Genomic DNA, 16,578 nt, shown 5'->3' with positions numbered 1-16,578 from the left:
GCAAGCATGGGGAGCGTGGCGCGAAAGCCAGCAGTCGAGCAGCCTGTCGCATCGCGCTGGCGCACGCCGGCCGGCCGGCTCAGCCGCAGTGCCACGCTGCTGCTGGGCCTGGCGCTGGTGCTGCTGACCATGGTCTGGGGCGCGGCCAGCGGTGCCTATGCGATTGCGCCTGCGCAACTGCCCGGCATCGTCTGGGACGGCATTCGCAGCCTTTGGGGTGGCGATGTGCAAACCGGGCCCGAGCATCTGGTCTTTCTCAATATCCGCCTGCCGCGCCTGCTCATGGGCGTGGCGGCAGGGGCGGGGCTGGGGCTGGCCGGCGCGTTGATGCAGGGGCTGTTCCGCAATCCGCTGGCTGATCCCGGGCTGATTGGCGTGAGCAGCGGAGCGGCCCTGGCTGCGGGCATCACCATCGTGCTGGGCGGCCTGTATCTGCCCTGGCTGCCGCGTCATCTGGGCAGCTGGGCCCTGGTGGCCATGGCTTTTGGCGGCGGTCTGGCCGTGACTGCCGTGGTCTATGTGCTGGGCCAGGTTCAGGGCACGACCCGCATCGGCCTGATGCTGCTGGCCGGCATTGCCATCAATGCGCTGGCCGGTGCCGGCCTGGGCTTTCTGAGTTTTGTGTCCACGGACGAGCAACTGCGCAATCTGCAGATGTGGCTGCTGGGCAGTCTGGGTGCCTCCCGCTGGAGCGCGGTAGCCCTGGTGTCGGCGGCCGTGGCCGTCAGCGCGGCTGCGGCGCTGGCGCTGGCCAGGCCGCTGAATGCAATCGCTCTCGGCGAGGCCCAGGCCAATCTGCTGGGCGTGGCCGTGGAGAAAACCAAGCGCCGCGCCGTGATGGTGGCAGCGCTGGCCGTGGGTGCCGTGACCGCGACCACGGGCATCATCGGCTTCATCGGCCTGGTCGCGCCGCACTGGGTGCGGCTGATGGCGGGGCCTGACCATCGCGTGGTGCTGCCGGGCTCGGCCCTGCTGGGCGCGGCGCTGGTGGTCAGCGCCGATGCCGTGGCGCGCACCATCGTCAAGCCGGCCGAGCTGCCGCTGGGCGTGCTCACCGCGTTTATCGGCGTGCCGCTTTTTCTGGCCATGCTGCGCCAGTTCAGGAGCAAGGTATGAGTGCGCACCAAGGGTTGTCCAGCCTCGAATGCCGCAATCTGGGCGTCGGCGTGGCCAAGGGGCCGCGTCTGGCGACGGTGGACGTGCGGATTCCGGCCGGGCGCTTTACCGCCATCCTCGGCCCCAACGGCGCCGGCAAGTCCACGCTGATGTCCATGCTGGTGGGCGAGCGCGCACCGCAGTCTGGGCAGGTTCTGCTCGACGGGCTGGAGCTGTCCGCGCATGCGGTGGAGGGCCTGGCGCGCAGGCGCTCCGTCATGCCCCAGGATTGCAGCGTGGCCTTTGACTTCACGGCTCAGGAGGTGGTGGAGCTGGGGCGTTATCCGCATCGTCACCAGCCCGGCACCGGGGAGGCGCAGATTCCGGCGCAGGCCATGGCGTTGACCGGGGTCGATCATCTGGCGCAGCGCAGCATCAATACGCTGTCGGGCGGCGAGCGGGCCCGCACGCATCTGGCCAGGGCACTGGCACAGATCTGGCTGCAACCGACCGACGGCGCGGCGCGCTGGCTGCTGCTGGACGAACCCACCGCCGCTCTCGATCTGGCCCATCAGCACCATGCCATGCGTCTGCTGCGCCAGTGGGCGGGGCAGCAGGGCGCAGGCGTGGTGGCGGTGATTCACGATCTGAATCTGGCTTTGCGCTATGCCGACGATGTGCTGGTACTGGGCGGTGATGCCGGAGTGCATCACGGCGCGGTGCTGGATGTGCTGCAGCCTGCTCTGGTGCGCCAGGTCTGGGGCATGCAGTGCGATCCGGTGCGCGCCAGCGACGGTGCGCTTCAATATATTTTTGTAGCTGATACCGCTTTATCTGCTTGAAATTTCAGAAGATTGCATCGAATTTTGAAGCCAGTCATGTGCAGGCTGCTTCAGATTCAATAGCTGCTGCACTAGCTGTCACTGGCTGTCAATGCGTATGCACCGTCAGCGCGACCAGCTTGAGCACCAGCGGCCGCACCATCATCACGCAGAAGAACGCCACCGGCATGGCCAGCGCATAGGCACTGAACACGCGACGGACGTAGCCGGTATCAAACCCGGTATTGGCCGCAACGATGGTGCAACACATCAGGAAGGCCATGATGCCGGCCATGAAAAACGCAAAGACAAACGGCGTGTAGCGTCGGTGCAGCTTGAGCGTCGAGAGTCTGGATGGGGAGGAGCTGTTGGAAGAATTCATGAAAGCGATGCCGGAAATGCATTGCGCGTCGTCGCGGCGGGAGTAAGGTCTGCCAGCGGTTCGGGCCGAATGCATGGATGGAAAACAGGGTTGAACTGTAAGCATCACCGGCAGCCGGCGGTAGAGGTCCGGGGCTTGTTGCACTCATAATCAGAACTTTCGAATCCAATTGAGGATACATTCGCAGTCATGCCGAATCTGCGAGCCATCGAAACCTTTGTCAAAGCGCTGGAGGGCGGCTCCATCGCCTCGGCTGCGCGCCAGCTGGGCATTTCGCCCGCCGCAGCCAGTCAGAACATCGCACGGCTGGAGCGCGAACTGGGCACGCGCCTGATCACCCGCACCACCCGGTCCATGGCCTTGACCGAAGCTGGCGAGCGCTATCTGGCGCGCGTCGCTCCGGTGCTCGACGAGCTCGAAAAAGCCCAGTCCGATCTCTCGCTGATTCATGGAGAGCTGCAAGGCAGATTGCGCATTGCCTGCATGGCCGCCTTCGGCCGCCATGTGCTGGCGCCGCTACTGCCGGCGTTTACCGCGCTGCATCCGCGGCTGGAGCTGGAGCTGTTGATCACGGACCGGCATGTGGACGTGCTCAAGGAAGATGTGGACATCAGCGTGCGCTACCGCGATGTGCTGGAGCCCGGCATGTCGGTACGGCTGCTGGCCTCGGTGCCGCGCATTCTGTGTGCCTCGCCCCTGTACCTGCAGCAGCACGGCAGACCGCAGACGGCGCAGGAGCTGCTCGAACACCCCTGTTTGCTGTACCGGCGCGAGCGCGACGGCCGGCTCATGCGCTGGCCCTTTCTGCGCGATGGCCAGCGCACCGATCCGCAGCAGAAGATTGCGGCCATAGGCAGCGATATCGATGCCCTGGTGGAGTTCGCCGCTGCCGGTGGCGGCATTGCCTGGGCCGGCAGCTTCATCGTTCATGAGGAGCTGCGCAGGGGGCGGCTGGTGCCGCTGGCACTCAAGCCGGCGCGCAAGGGCCAGTTGCAGTTCGAGGATGCTCCGCTGGACTTCTTCGCCTGCTTCAAGGATCGCCAATATGTGCCTGCCAAGGTCCGCGCGCTGGTGGACTATCTGCTGCAGGTGCTGCCGCAGCAGGCACAACTGAACTGGCCCTTGCCAGACTGATGTGGTGCAAGTGCACCTTGGGCCGGCCGGTTCTTGCGGTCCAAGCTATTTGCGTTGGCGCAAGAAAGCAGTGTTAGTTGTGTGCTGCAGTACCAGAGGCTCTTGATGTCAGTATATAAAAAAATATACTATCTATTCATATATTGAATCAGGCGTTCACTCCGGATGCCTGCAACGCAGGGAGTCAGCATGAAATTCAATGTCGGCGGTCTGGACCGCATGCTTCGTATCGCTTTGGGCCTGATCCTCATCGTTCTGGCGGCGATGGGCTTCATTGGCTGGTGGGGATGGCTTGGGGTGATTCCCCTGGCCACCGGCTTGCTGCGCTTTTGCCCGCTGTACTCGCTGGCGGGCTTGAACACCTGCCCGCTGGATACGCGAAAAAAATAGGCCGCCGCTCGCTCGCCCCGCCCAAAGGCCCGGACGAACAAGCCGGGCCTTTGCGGGTGACGTCAACCCTCAGTGGCCCAGATGCTGCGGCAGCACTTCCTGCAAGATGGTGGTGGCAATCTCTTCGATCGACTTGGTGGTGCTGGACAGCCACTCGATGCCGCTTCTGCGCATCATGGCCTCGGCCTCGGCCACCTCGTAGCGGCAGTTGGGCAGGCTGGCGTACTTGGAGTCGGGGCGGCGTTCGTTGCGGATGCTGGACAGGCGCTCGGGCTGAATCGTCAGGCCAAACAGCTTTTTGCGGTAGGGCTCCAGCGCGGGCGGCAGCTGCTTGCGCTCGAAGTCTTCGGGAATCAGTGGATAGTTGGCCACCTTGAGGCCAAACTGCATGGCCAGGTACAGACTGGTTGGCGTCTTGCCCGAGCGGCTCACGCCCACCAGAATCACGTCGGCGCCGCTCAGGTCGGCATGGGTCTGGCCGTCATCGTGAGCCAGCGTGTAGTTGATGGCCTCCATGCGCTCCAGATATTCCTTGCTCTCGCTGATGTCGGCAAAGCGGCCCACGCGGTGCAGCGACTTCTGGCCCAGTTCCACCTCCAGCGGGCGCACAAAGGTGCCGAACATGTCGAACAGCTTGCCCTTGCAGTTGGCTTCAAGGAATTCCAGCATCTCCTGATTGACCAGGGTGGTGAAGATGATGGGCTTTCTCTTCTCCACCTCGGCCACATGGTTGATCTGGCGCACGGCCTGATGAATCTTGTCCATCGAGTCCACAAAGGGGATGCGAATCAGCCTCGGCTTGCTCTCGAACTGGGCCATGATGGCCGTGCCGAAGGTCTCGGCGGTGATGCCTGTGCCGTCAGAAATGACAAAAATCGTATGGGTATGCATGGTGCGCGCAGTGATTATGTGGAGGCGGGGCTGGCAATGCCATGCCCTGAAGTCTGAAACAGGTTTGAGCCGCGCCAGGGTTCATGGCTAGGCCTACAATTGCGCCCATTATTCCCAAATTCCACCCATGCTCGTTGACGGTCAACATCCAGAACAGCAAAGCACTGCATCGATGCAGCGTGGGTTCGCGTGCCCTGGCCATTCAGCCCAGTCGCCGCAAGCGTGCCGGTTTTTTACCTTTGGAGCTTTCCCATGTCTCAACTCTTCGAAGCGACCGCATTAGTCGTTCCGTTCGAAAAACTGCGCATGACCGACGTCGAGTCGGTCGGCGGCAAGAACGCCTCGCTCGGCGAGATGATCTCGCAACTGCCCCAGGGCGTGCGCGTGCCTACCGGCTTTGCCACCACGGCTCATGCATTCCGCGAGTTCCTGGCCTTTGAAGGTCTGGCCGGCAAGATTTCCGCCAAGCTGGCCTCTCTGGATGTGGACGATGTCCGCGCCCTGGCCGCTGTCGGCGCGGAGATTCGTGCCATGGTGGAAAGCCAGCCTTTCCCAGCCGATCTGGAGCAGGCCATCCGTGAGGAATTTGTCCGTCTGCAAGGCGGCAATGCCGAGGCATCGTTTGCCGTGCGTTCTTCCGCCACGGCAGAAGACCTGCCCGATGCATCGTTTGCCGGCCAGCAGGAAACCTTCCTGAACGTGGTGGGCATCGAAGACGTGCTGCACAAGATGAAGGAAGTGTTCGCGTCGCTCTACAACGACCGCGCCATCTCCTACCGCGTGCACAAGGGCTTCGAGCACGATGTGGTGGCACTGTCCGCCGGCGTGCAGCGCATGGTGCGCTCCGACAAGGGCGCTGCCGGCGTGATGTTCACCATCGACACCGAATCCGGTTTCGAGGAAGTGGTCTTCATCACTTCCAGCTACGGCCTGGGCGAGACCGTGGTGCAGGGTGCCGTGAACCCCGACGAGTTCTATGTGCACAAGCCCATGCTCAAGGCTGGCAACAAGGCACTGATCCGCCGCAATCTGGGCTCCAAACTGATCCAGATGATCTTTGCCACGCCCGAGGAAAAGGCTGCCGACGGCAAGCTGGTCAAGACGGTGGATGTGGCCCATGAGCTGCGCAACCGCTATTCGCTGACCGACGAGGAAGTGCAGCAGCTGGCGCATTACGCTCTCGTGATCGAGCAGCATTACGGCCGCCCCATGGATATCGAATGGGGCAAGGACGGCACCGACGGCCAGCTCTACATCCTGCAGGCGCGTCCCGAAACCGTGAAGAGCCAGGCCAAGGGCCAGGCCGAGCTGCGCTACAAGCTCAAGGGCACGGGCACCGTGCTGGCCGAAGGCCGCGCCATCGGCCAGAAGATCGGCACCGGCCCCGTGCGCCTGGTGTCCGACATCTCGCAGATGGATCAGGTGCAGGCCGGCGACGTGCTGGTGACCGACATGACCGACCCCAACTGGGAGCCCGTCATGAAGAAGGCTTCGGCCATCGTCACCAACCGCGGTGGCCGTACCTGCCACGCAGCCATCATTGCTCGCGAGCTGGGCATCCCTGCCGTCGTGGGCTGCGGCAATGCGACCGATCTGCTCAAGGCCGAAACACTGGTCACCGTGTCCTGCGCGGAAGGCGATACCGGCAAGATCTATGACGGTCTGCTGGAAACCGAAGTGACCGAGGTCAAGCGTGGCGAGATGCCCAGCATCTCCACCAAGATCATGATGAACGTGGGCAATCCCCAGCTGGCTTTCGACTTTGCCCAGTTGCCCAATGAGGGCGTGGGTCTGGCCCGCCTGGAATTCATCATCAACAACAACATCGGCGTGCACCCCAAGGCCATCCTGGACTACCCCGCCGTTGACGCCGATCTGAAGAAGGCTGTCGAGTCCGTGGCCCGCGGCCATGCATCTCCCCGCGCGTTCTACGTGGACAAGGTGACTGAAGGCGTGGCAACGATTGCCGCTGCCTTCTGGCCCAAGCCCGTGATCGTGCGCATGTCCGACTTCAAGTCCAACGAATATCGCAAGCTGATCGGCGGCAGCCGTTACGAGCCCGAGGAAGAGAACCCCATGCTGGGCTTCCGCGGCGCTGCGCGCTACATCTCGGCCGAGTTCGGCGAAGCCTTCAAGATGGAATGCGAAGCCCTGCTCCGCGTGCGCGAGGACATGGGCTTGACCAACGTCAAGATCATGATCCCCTTCGTGCGTACCCTGGGCCAGGCCAAGCGTGTGACTGAGCTGCTGGCCGAAAACGGCCTCAAGCGCGGCGAAAATGGCCTGCAGCTGATCATGATGTGCGAAGTGCCCTCCAACGCCGTGCTGGCCGAAGAGTTCCTCGAATACTTCGACGGCTTCTCCGTGGGCTCCAACGACCTGACCCAGCTGACCCTGGGCCTGGACCGTGACTCCGGTCTGGAGCTGCTGGCCGCCGACTTCGACGAGCGCGACCCCGCCGTCAAGAAGCTGCTGGCTCGTGCCATCAAGGCCTGCCGCGACCAGAACAAGTATGTGGGCATCTGCGGCCAGGGCCCTTCGGACCACCCTGACTTTGCCAAGTGGCTGGCCGACGAAGGCATTTCGTCCATCTCTCTGAACCCTGACAGCGTGGTCTCCACCTGGCAGAAGCTGGCTGAGTAAGCCTTGCGCATCGGCATGCAGACGCATCACGCGCCCGTGCATGACGATGCTGTGTCGGATGCTCCGCGGCAGGCATTCGATGCTTTGGGCAATCCGGTGGAAGTCACCTTCCCGCCGGATCTGCACGATACCTACCACCTGAGACTCAAGGCCTTGCTGCTGACGGTCTGGGTGGTATTTTCATTTGGCATCTGCTACTTTGCGCGGGATATCCAGGCGCTGGTGCCCGACTGGCCCGTGGCCTACTGGATGGCGGCCCAAGGGGCGGTCCTGATGTTCCTGCTCATCATCGTGGTCTATTGTGTAGCCATGGATTATTTTGAACGCCAACAGGCGCGTGACGAGGCGCGCAAAGCGGCTGAGGCTCACGACGCCTCCTCTGCCGCTTCAGATCTTCATGCCTGAGCGGCCCGTTCTGAGCCGTGCCTACCACTGGCGGCTGCATCGCATTCTTTTTCTCTATGTGCTGGGAACGGCGGGCTTTTTGCTGGCCATGCTCTGGGCCGAGGAGCGCGGGCTCTCGCGGCACTGGATAGGGCCCATCTTTCTGTTCTCCACAGTGATGGTGTACGCGGCCATCGGCGTGTATTCGCGCACCAGCGATGCCGAGGAGTATTTCGTCGCCGGCCGGCGCATTCCGCCTTTCTACAACGGCATGGCGGCCGCTGCTGACTGGATGAGCGCAGCCTCGTTCATCAGCCTCTCCGGCGCGCTTTATCTGCAAGGCTTTTCGGGGACCGGTACGCAGCCTGGCGGGCTGGCCTATGTCCTGGGATGGACGGGCGGGTTTTGCCTGGTCGGCATGCTGATTGCCCCTTATCTGCGGGCCATGAATCTCTATACCGTGCCGGATTTCTTTCAGGCGCGCTATGGCGGACGCTGGCCGCGCATCATCGCTGCGCTGGCGGCCATCACCTGTTCCTTCACCTATGTGGTGGCGCAGATCTATGGTGTGGGCCTGATTGCCGCGCGGCTGACCGGTGTTCAGTTCGAGATAGGCATCATGCTGGGGCTGGGCGGCGTGCTGCTGTGCTCCTTCCTCGGCGGAATGCGGGCAATCACCTGGACCCAGGTGGCGCAATATGTGGTCATCTTGCTGGCCTTCATGCTGCCGGTCTCCTGGCTGGCCTACAAACAGCTGGGCAACCCATGGGCGCAGCTGGCCTATAGTCAGCAATTGGGCAAGATTGGCGCCATGGAGCAGCAGTTGCTGGCCTCAGAGGCCGAGCAGTCTGTGCTGGAGGCCTACCGCACGCGCGCTCAGGTGCTGCAGGCCAAACTGCGCGATGTACCCAATGTGCTGGCGGCTGAACGTCAGGCACTGAGCGAGCATATTCGCGAGCTGCGCACCAGCAGCGGCAATATCGGCGCCATCATGGCCGCCAGCCGGGAACTGGCCGCCATGCCCAAGGACGAGGCGGCGGCACGCGAGCTCTGGAGCCGCGAGCTGCACGAGGCCTATGAGCGGGCCAAGCCGCTGGGCGGCATGCCGCTGCAAAGCCAGCCTTTCGCGGGGGATCCACATGGCTCGCCGGCCGAGCAGCAGGCCTATGAGGAAAGTCGGCGCAATTTTCTGGCGCTGATGTTTTGCCTGATGGTCGGCACTGCGGGGCTGCCGCACTTGCTCACGCGCTATTTCACGGTTCCCTCGGTGTCTGCGGCGCGTACCTCGGTGGCCTGGTCGCTGTTCTTCATCGGGTTGCTGTATCTGGGGGCGCCAGCCTTGGCTGTGCTGGTGAAGTACGAGGTCATGAGCAATCTCGTTGGCACGCATTTCGATGCCTTGCCGAACTGGATAGCCCAGTGGTCAAGGGTGGACGCCTCGCTGCTGTCGGTGGAGGACATCAACGGCGATGGCATTTTGCAGTTTGCCGAAATCCGCATGGGGGCCGACCTCATCATGCTGGCCACTCCAGAACTCGGCGGCATGCCTTATGTGCTCTCCGGGCTGGTGGCTGCTGGCGGGCTGGCGGCGGCCCTGTCCACGGCCGACGGACTGCTGCTGACCATCAGCAATGCCCTGGTGCGGGATCTCTATTTCCAGGAGCGCCAGCGCCTGGATACGCGCAAGCGCCGCATGTCGCCCGAACAGCGCGTGATTCTTTCCAAATTCGCATTGCTGCTGGTGGCCCTGTCGGCGGCGTTTGTGGCGGCGCGGCGCTCTTCGGACATTCTTCCCATGGTCTCGGCCTCCTTCTCTCTGGCAGGCTCGGCTTTTGTGCCGGCCATGGTGCTGGGCATCTTCTGGCGCGGCACAACGCGCCGTGGTGCGGTGGCCGGCATGCTGCTGGGCCTGGCCGTGACGCTTTACTACATGGTCTCTCACGTTCCTGGCCTGCAAGGGGTTCTGCCGTCGGTCCTTCGTGGCGAGGCACTCTGGTGGGGCATTCAGCCCATCTCGGCCGGAGTGTTTGGAGTGCCGGTGGGCTTGGCCACTACATTGCTCGTGAGCTGGTGGGAGCAGCGGCGGGCGAGAGTTTGAATAACTCTTGATGTGATGGCCTTCGGCGTTTTTTGGGATCGGGCTCGAGGCGGTTTCCTGCTGAGTATCCGCCGTGAGCTGATGGCTGATCTGGAGCATGCGCGAACCTTGCTTGCAGGAAAACCCGCTTTTCACCTGCTGCCATAACTGCCACCCTGCAGGGCTGAAAGCAATTCAATGCACAGAGGGCAGGGTCGATGTATCTAGTCAAAACACCCGAGGGTCAGCTGGCCTTCAAGGAGCGCCATGCCGATCTGAGCCAGCGGCTGCGCTCGGCCTTTTTGCTGTTTGACGGTCGTCGCAGCCTCATGCAGGTGCTGGAGGCAACTTCGGCGCTGGGGGTGAACAAGGACGATATTCTGGCGCTGGTCGGCAAGGGCTGGCTGGCCACAAGAGAGTCGTCCGTTGTGGCTGATGCAGCAGCACAGGCCCATGCATCTTCGCTCTCAAAGAGTAGTTCGGCGTCGTTGGCAGTTGCTGACGTCGACCCTGGCAGCACCCAGAGGCGCTACCAGAGAGCCTATCCGATAGCGGTGTCCATCACGGGGGCTCTGGGGCTCAAGGGCTTCAGGCTGAATCTGGCGGTGGAGGCGGCCATGGGTTATGAGCAGCTGGCAGCGCTGGCTCCGCGCATACGTGATGCTGCGGGTGACAAGGCCTATACGTCGTTGCACAGGGTGCTGTTTGAGGCGGATGAGACATAAGCACCATCTGTGCTGAGCCTCTTGCAAAGAAAAAAGCGGCCTAGAAGAGCCGCTTTTTTCATGAACCGGCCGGTTTTTCAGACGGCCAGCAGTTCCACGTCAAACTTCAGCGTGGCGTTGGGAGGGATCACGCCACCGGCGCCGCGCGCGCCATAGCCCAGGGCAGCGGGAATCAGCAGCGTGCGCTGACCGCCCACCTTCATGCCCTGCACGCCTTCGTCCCAGCCCTTGATGACCATGCCGGCGCCCAGGGGAAAGACGAAAGGATCGTTGCGGTCCTTGCTGGAGTCGAACTTGGCGCCTTGAACGCCGTTGTTGTAGAGCCAGCCGGTGTAGTGCACGGTCACGCTCTGACCGGCTTTGGCTTCGTTGCCTTCACCTACGACGGTGTCTTCGTATTGCAGGCCGGAGGCAGTAGTGTTGAATGCCATGATGGATTTCCTTTCAGCGCAAAGCAGAAAAAGGCGATGGAAAAAAGGGCCGGCCAAGCATGCTTGGGGCCCTTGGATGATAGTTGTGCACGCTTGCCGCCAGGTCCCCGGCCGCAACAGCGCCAAGGTTTACTTCTTGGCGCGCGCTGCAACCCAGCGATTGGCAAAGGCTTGTACATCGGACAGGCGCTTGAGCAGATCCTGCCCGGTCAGGGTGACGGTGTAGCCGTCGCTGCCATGCTCGAGCAGGCCGCACTCACGCAGTTCCTTGATACGGGTGTTCAAGGTGTTGGGAGTGATACCGCCCACGCTGTCTTGCAGCAGTCGGAAGGTCTGGGGATGGCCATCCCGCAAAGCCCACAGCACGCGCAGCGCATAGCGGCATTCGAGCTTCTCGAACAGCTGGTTGATGGCGGCGTTTTCCTTGGAGCTCATGGACGCTTCTCCTTGCGCAATGATGTTGTCGAGCTGGGCGCACTAGGCGCTTTCAGTGCCATGTCCAATGGACTATAGCGGTTAATTTATTTTGCTACAAGTTTAGTAGCTTCAAATCTTCGACTGCAACGCCTTGAAGTGATAAAGGCCACAAACAGCGCGCAAGTGTTGCGGGTCAGCCACGAATCAGGGAGAAGACTCGCTTGCTTCAGGGTTTGTAGCAATAGGGGTAGGGCTGGTGCAGCCCTCGGGACGGGTTGGCGAGCTACGCCGGAAGTGTTAGTGCTGGCTTAGGTGTTTCCAGGTGTAAAAATTGACTCTAGCCATTGATTTGTCAGAGCATGCAGCTATGGAAATCATAGTTCCTGCTTTGGTGTCGGTATTTGCTTGAGTTGCACCAGCACCAGCAGCAGACGGTTGCTCGGTGTGGCAATGCCCAGCGCCTGACCGCGTTGCACCACATAGCCGTTGAGATGGTCGATTTCCGTGGGCTTGCTGCGCGCCAGATCCTGGGCCGTGGAAGAGAGCTGCCGGGGCATGGTGCGCGCTATGGCAGCTACAGCCTCGTCCACGGAGGTCGGCAACTGCACGCCGTCGGCCAGAGCCACGGCCTTGCATTCGGCGGCGATATCCTGCATCACTGCGGGTACGCCCTGCTGCGCGACCAGCCAGCCATAGGGCTGCTGGGTGAGGGCGGAGAGTGCGTTGTAAACGCAGTTGATGATGAGTTTTTGCCAGAGTGCGGCCAGCACACCATCCGAGACCTGCGTGGGAATGCCGGCGGCGCTGAACTGGGCCGCGATCGCGTCGCCTTGCAGACAGGGCGCGATGACCAGCTCGCCCCGCCCAAAGTGACGCACATGGCCTGGGCCTGCCATGGCGGTGGCCACATAGACCACGGCCGCTGCCACCGGCTGCTGACCCAACACCTGGCGCAGGCGCTGGTCGTTGTCCACGCCGTTTTGCAAGCTCAGTACCTGGGTGTGCGCTGCCAGGTGGGGTTTGATCTGTGCAGCCGCTGCTTCGGTGTCGGTGGATTTCACGCAGAACAGCACTACATCGGTGCCTGCTACGGCACTGGCTTCGGTGCTGGTGGTGACGGGAATGTTCAGATCTTCTGTCGCAGTCTGCAGTCGCAGCCCGTGCTGGCTGATGGCCTGCATATGCGATGCTCTGCCGATCAGCGTGACCGAGTGGCCGGCGCGTGCCAGCAGAGCACCAAAGTAGCAGCCCACTGAGCCCGCACCCATGACGGCAATGGACAGGCGGGGGGATGCAGCGCAGTGGTTGAGCATGTTCATGCGGCTATCTCGCAAAGAGGCTCAGCTCTTGAGCTTGAGCAGATAGGTCATCAACTGGGCAGTGGAGGTTTCGACCTCCAGAAATTCATGCAGTGCCTTGCCGGTCTGCCAAGAAGAGTTCCAATTATTGCTGACCAGGGCTTGCTTCCAGCTGTCCTGGTTGCTCGCGTGGTCGATAGCCGCCAGCAGTTGCTGGGCGCGTTCTGCCGGCAGATTCTTGCCTGTAAAGACGGCACGCCAGTTGGACATTTCAGCATCCAGACCCTGGTCGCGCATGGAGGCAATGCCGAACATGGCACGGCGTGACGAAACACCGAGGGCGCGCAGTTTGCCCGCCTGCAAGGCTTCTCTGAACTCGCTGTAACCCGAGATTCCAACCTGCACCTGCTTTTGCAGCAGGGCCTGGAGCACATCGTTGCCGCCGGCAAAGGGTTTGTATTGCAGCTGCTCCGCATTGGCCTTGGCCAGGCGGGCCAGCATGCCCGCGTACATATGGTCCACACCGCCTGCAGAGCCTCCGGCAATGGTCAGTGCAGGCAGGTTCTCGCGCATGGCCTTGGCCAGAGCCTTGGGGTTGGCAAGCGGCGAGTCGGTGGGCACGGCCACCACCAGATAGTCGCTGGTCAGGCGCGCCAGGGGCTGCACCTGATGCAGCTCTGCCGACTTCTTGTTCAGCGCCAGGGCACCGACCATGACCATGCCGCCGATCAGCAGGCTGTTGGGGTCGCTGCCATAGCGTTTGGTGTACTCGGCCAAGCCGATGGTGCCGCCCTTGCCGCCAATGTTTTCATAAATGATCTTGTCCACCGTGCCGCTGCTGGTCAGCGCTGCGCCGAGGGCGCGGCCGGTCTGGTCCCAGCCGCCGCCGGGGTTGGCGGGGATCACGATACGCAGTTGCGTGCCAAGGCGCTGGGGCGGATTGGCGATGGCAGCAAAAGGTGTAGACAGCAAGGCAGCGGAATAGCCCAGCCACTGGCGCCGTGTCGGAAAGCGGTTTGCTTGGATTGTGTTCATGTCTGTCTCCGTTGTTATGTGTCTTTTGGTGTGTTTGGCCGAAAGCAAAGGCTTGCTGACCTGGGGTGCATACGAAAAAGCCCCGACCTGAGACAGATCGGGGCTTTGAGTAGCAGGGAGCTGGCGAGCCGGCTCCTTGGACTGACTTTACAGTGAGTCGATGAAGCTGCGCAGCTTGTCGGAGCGCGAAGGGTGCTTGAGCTTGCGCAGCGCCTTGGCTTCGATCTGACGGATGCGCTCGCGCGTCACGTCAAACTGCTTGCCGACTTCTTCCAGTGTATGGTCGGTGGACATTTCGATGCCGAAGCGCATGCGCAGCACCTTGGCTTCGCGAGGCGTCAGGCCGTCGAGGATGTCCTTGACCACATCGCGCAGACCGGCCTGCATGGCGGCATCGATAGGCGCCGTGTTGTTGCCGTCTTCGATGAAATCGCCCAGGTGGGAGTCGTCGTCGTCGCCGATGGGGGTTTCCATCGAGATCGGCTCCTTGGCGATCTTCATGATCTTGCGGATCTTGTCCTCGGGGATCTCCATCTTGGCTGCCAGGATGGACGCATCGGGCTCGAAACCAAACTCTTGCAAGTGCTGGCGCGAGATGCGGTTCATCTTGTTGATGGTCTCGATCATGTGCACCGGGATGCGGATCGTGCGGGCCTGGTCGGCGATGGAGCGCGTGATGGCCTGACGAATCCACCAGGTCGCATAGGTCGAGAACTTGTAGCCGCGACGGTATTCGAACTTGTCCACGGCCTTCATCAGGCCGATATTGCCTTCCTGGATCAGATCCAGGAATTGCAGACCGCGGTTGGTGTACTTCTTGGCGATGGAGATCACGAGACGCAGGTTGGCCTCGATCATTTCCTTCTTGGCGTCACGGCTGGCGCGCTCGCCGCTGTTCATGCGCTTGTTGATGTGCTTGAGCTCTTCCAGGGGCACAACCACGCGGGCCTGCAGGTCGATCAGGTTCTGCTGCAGCTCCTGCACGGGCGGGATGTTGCGCTCCAGCACGGCGCTGTAGTTCTTGCCTGCCGCCACTTGCTTGATGACCCAGTCCAGGTTCAGCAGGTTGGGCGGGAAGTCCTTGATGAACTGCTCCTGCGGCATGCCGCACTTGTCCACGATGATCTTGCGCAGCTCGCGTTCCTTCTTGCGCACGTCGTCCACCTGGGCGCGCACCAGGTCGCACAGCTTCTCGATCGTCTTGGCCGTGAAGCGAATGGTCATCAGCTCTTCGGTGATGGCCTTTTGCACCTTCATGTATGCCTCGGTGCCGTAGCCTTCCTTGTCATACACCTTGTGCATCTTGTCGAAGAGCTCGCGCATGGAGTCAAAGCGACCCAGGGCTTCGTTCTTGAGCTCTTCGAGCTTCTTGGTCAGGGCCTTGGAGCCGCCCTTGCCGTCGTCATCGTCTTCTTCGTCGTATTCGTCGAAGTCTTCCTCGGCCACATAGTCGTCGTTCTCGTTGGCATTGACGAAACCGTCCACCACGGTGGAGATGACAACCTTGCCTTCGCGGATCTCCTCGGCCATGTTGAGGATTTCGGCGATGGTCGCGGGGGAGGCCGAGATGGCCTCCATCATGTCCATCAGACCGCCTTCGATGCGCTTGGCGATTTCGATTTCGCCTTCGCGTGTCAGCAGCTCGACGGTACCCATTTCACGCATGTACATGCGCACGGGGTCGGTGGTGCGACCGAATTCGGAGTCTACGGTGGACAGAGCCGCTTCGGCCTCTTCTTCCGCTTCCTCTTCGGTGGTCGCCGACTGGCCGGTATTGTTCAGCAGCAGGGTTTCCGCATCGGGAGTCTGCTCGTACACGGCCACGCCCATGTCGTTCAACATGGAGATCACGACCTCCAGCGTTTCGGCATCGACCAGCTTGTCGGGCAGGTGGTCGTTGATTTCGGCGTGGGTCAGGTAGCCGCGGGTCTTGCCCAGCTTGATCAGCATCTTCAGACGCTGACGGCGGGTGTTCATTTCCTCTTCGGTCAGAACGGTCTCGTCCAGGCCGAATTCCTTCATCAAGGCGCGTTCCTTCGCCTTGCTGATCTTCATGCGCAGAGGCTTGGCCTTTTCGGCAGGAGCAGCAGACGCTTCGGTCGATGCCTCCTCTTCGACTTCACCTTCCAGATCGCTGTCGATATCCGACAGGTCTGCATCATCCATGTCCTCGTCGGCTTCTTTGGCCTTGGGCTTGCGACCGCGCTTGGCGGGAGCCTTGTCGGCATCGGCGCTGGCAGCAGGGGCCTTGACGGCGGCTGCCTTCTTGGCGGCTGGGGCCTTTTTGGCGACAGTCTTCTTGGCGGCAGGAGCGGCAGCTGTGTCGTCGTCTTCTTCGGCCTTCTTGCGGCCGCGCTTGGGAGTTGCCTGCGCCAGCAGCGCATCGGCCATGGCTTTGAGTTCGGCTTGTGACTTGGTAACCACGGTGGTGTCTTTCTTTGCTTCGGCTGCAGATGCAGCACTCTTCTTCACAGCAGGCTTGCTGGCACTGGCCTTTTTCGCGGGCTCTGCTGCGGAAGTGGAAGTTTTAGAGGTCTTGGGCTTCGCGGAAGCTTCTGGGGCCTGCTTGGACTTCACGGACTTTGAAACGGGCATGAACACCTCTCACGGTACGAACACACACAAACACACAAAGGAAAACGGAAAATGCAAACAAACGCCATGAAAGCTGGCGCAAGAACAGGCCTAGCCTGTCCGGCGGAGCACAAAGACTCCATGGCAAGATGTTGGGGCGATCATTTGGTATGCAATCCTTGCGAGAAATGGGCCATGCAGTTGCTGCCATCACGTGATTTCTTCACGGTGCCCGGGTCGGAGGTGTTGCTGTCGCTCTTGCCTATATCCTCTAAATTATA

The 16,578-nt window shown here is 61.8% G+C and carries 15 protein-coding genes; 8 read left to right on the top strand and 7 right to left on the bottom strand.

All coding sequences use genetic code 11. From position 1 onward, the window contains the following. The first annotated feature begins 6 nt into the window (after window positions 1-6). Window positions 7-1,116, top strand: a complete 1,110-nt coding sequence (locus CTATCC11996_RS11660; protein ID WP_003076295.1) for a FecCD family ABC transporter permease — start codon at window positions 7-9, stop codon at window positions 1,114-1,116. Beyond that, window positions 1,113-1,937 carry a heme ABC transporter ATP-binding protein gene (locus tag CTATCC11996_RS11655; protein ID WP_003076292.1) on the top strand — a complete coding sequence of 275 codons (825 nt, stop codon included), beginning with the start codon at window positions 1,113-1,115 and terminating at the stop codon, window positions 1,935-1,937. Before CTATCC11996_RS11660 ends, CTATCC11996_RS11655 begins: the two co-directional genes overlap by 4 nt. Before the next feature lie 88 nt (window positions 1,938-2,025). On the opposite strand, the gene CTATCC11996_RS11650 is transcribed toward CTATCC11996_RS11655, so the two are convergent. Beyond that, window positions 2,026-2,298, bottom strand: coding sequence for a DUF2798 domain-containing protein (locus CTATCC11996_RS11650; protein WP_003076290.1), 273 nt, complete (start codon window positions 2,296-2,298; stop codon window positions 2,026-2,028). 189 nt (window positions 2,299-2,487) lie between these two features. Here CTATCC11996_RS11650 and CTATCC11996_RS11645 point away from each other — a divergent pair, with 189 nt between their 5' ends. Both CTATCC11996_RS11645 and CTATCC11996_RS11640 read left to right on the top strand, forming a co-directional pair. Continuing rightward, window positions 2,488-3,432 (top strand): LysR family transcriptional regulator, encoded by a 945-nt coding sequence (locus CTATCC11996_RS11645; RefSeq protein ID WP_003076289.1) that lies wholly within the window; start codon window positions 2,488-2,490, stop codon window positions 3,430-3,432. Between the two features lie 189 nt (window positions 3,433-3,621). Further along, window positions 3,622-3,822, top strand: coding sequence for a YgaP family membrane protein (locus CTATCC11996_RS11640; RefSeq protein ID WP_003076287.1), 201 nt, complete (start codon window positions 3,622-3,624; stop codon window positions 3,820-3,822). A 69-nt stretch (window positions 3,823-3,891) separates the two neighbouring features. On the opposite strand, the gene ppsR is transcribed toward CTATCC11996_RS11640, so the two are convergent. Beyond that, a complete protein-coding gene (gene ppsR, locus CTATCC11996_RS11635) occupies window positions 3,892-4,713 on the bottom strand; it encodes a posphoenolpyruvate synthetase regulatory kinase/phosphorylase PpsR (protein WP_003057637.1) in 822 nt (273 codons plus the stop codon). Window positions 4,714-4,965: 252 nt separating this feature from the next. Here ppsR and ppsA point away from each other — a divergent pair, with 252 nt between their 5' ends. From ppsA to CTATCC11996_RS11615, 4 genes are all read left to right on the top strand, one after another. Further along, the gene (gene ppsA / locus CTATCC11996_RS11630; protein ID WP_003076285.1) at window positions 4,966-7,356 is read left to right on the top strand and encodes a phosphoenolpyruvate synthase; all 2,391 of its coding nucleotides are present in this window, start codon (window positions 4,966-4,968) and stop codon (window positions 7,354-7,356) included. 15 nt (window positions 7,357-7,371) lie between these two features. Continuing rightward, entirely contained in the window at window positions 7,372-7,761 is a 390-nt protein-coding gene (locus tag CTATCC11996_RS11625) for a DUF4212 domain-containing protein (protein ID WP_034349047.1), read from the top strand. Further along, window positions 7,754-9,838, top strand: a complete 2,085-nt coding sequence (locus tag CTATCC11996_RS11620; RefSeq protein WP_003076283.1) for a VC_2705 family sodium/solute symporter — start codon at window positions 7,754-7,756, stop codon at window positions 9,836-9,838. Before CTATCC11996_RS11625 ends, CTATCC11996_RS11620 begins: the two co-directional genes overlap by 8 nt. 197 nt (window positions 9,839-10,035) lie before the next feature. Beyond that, window positions 10,036-10,542 (top strand): hypothetical protein, encoded by a 507-nt coding sequence (locus CTATCC11996_RS11615; RefSeq protein WP_003076280.1) that lies wholly within the window; start codon window positions 10,036-10,038, stop codon window positions 10,540-10,542. A gap of 77 nt (window positions 10,543-10,619) precedes the next feature. On the opposite strand, the gene CTATCC11996_RS11610 is transcribed toward CTATCC11996_RS11615, so the two are convergent. From CTATCC11996_RS11610 to rpoD, 5 genes are all read right to left on the bottom strand, one after another. Further along, window positions 10,620-10,973 carry an FKBP-type peptidyl-prolyl cis-trans isomerase gene (locus CTATCC11996_RS11610; RefSeq protein ID WP_003076278.1) on the bottom strand — a complete coding sequence of 118 codons (354 nt, stop codon included), beginning with the start codon at window positions 10,971-10,973 and terminating at the stop codon, window positions 10,620-10,622. A 129-nt stretch (window positions 10,974-11,102) separates the two neighbouring features. Beyond that, window positions 11,103-11,408, bottom strand: a complete 306-nt coding sequence (locus tag CTATCC11996_RS11605) for a winged helix-turn-helix transcriptional regulator (protein ID WP_003057624.1) — start codon at window positions 11,406-11,408, stop codon at window positions 11,103-11,105. Between the two features lie 356 nt (window positions 11,409-11,764). Continuing rightward, the gene (locus CTATCC11996_RS11600) at window positions 11,765-12,709 is read right to left on the bottom strand and encodes a ketopantoate reductase family protein (RefSeq protein WP_003076276.1); all 945 of its coding nucleotides are present in this window, start codon (window positions 12,707-12,709) and stop codon (window positions 11,765-11,767) included. A 21-nt stretch (window positions 12,710-12,730) separates the two neighbouring features. Further along, complete coding sequence (locus CTATCC11996_RS11595; protein ID WP_003076274.1) at window positions 12,731-13,723, bottom strand: Bug family tripartite tricarboxylate transporter substrate binding protein; 993 nt, start codon at window positions 13,721-13,723, stop codon at window positions 12,731-12,733. A gap of 147 nt (window positions 13,724-13,870) precedes the next feature. Then, complete coding sequence (gene rpoD, locus CTATCC11996_RS11590) at window positions 13,871-16,318, bottom strand: RNA polymerase sigma factor RpoD (protein WP_003076272.1); 2,448 nt, start codon at window positions 16,316-16,318, stop codon at window positions 13,871-13,873. Window positions 16,319-16,578 lie beyond the last annotated feature (260 nt).

This window comes from Comamonas testosteroni ATCC 11996 (genome assembly GCF_000241525.1).
Lineage (GTDB): Bacteria > Pseudomonadota > Gammaproteobacteria > Burkholderiales > Burkholderiaceae_C > Comamonas > Comamonas testosteroni.
The sequence above is the reverse complement of the archived record's forward strand: the minus strand, read 5'-3'. Positions and strand labels throughout refer to the sequence as shown.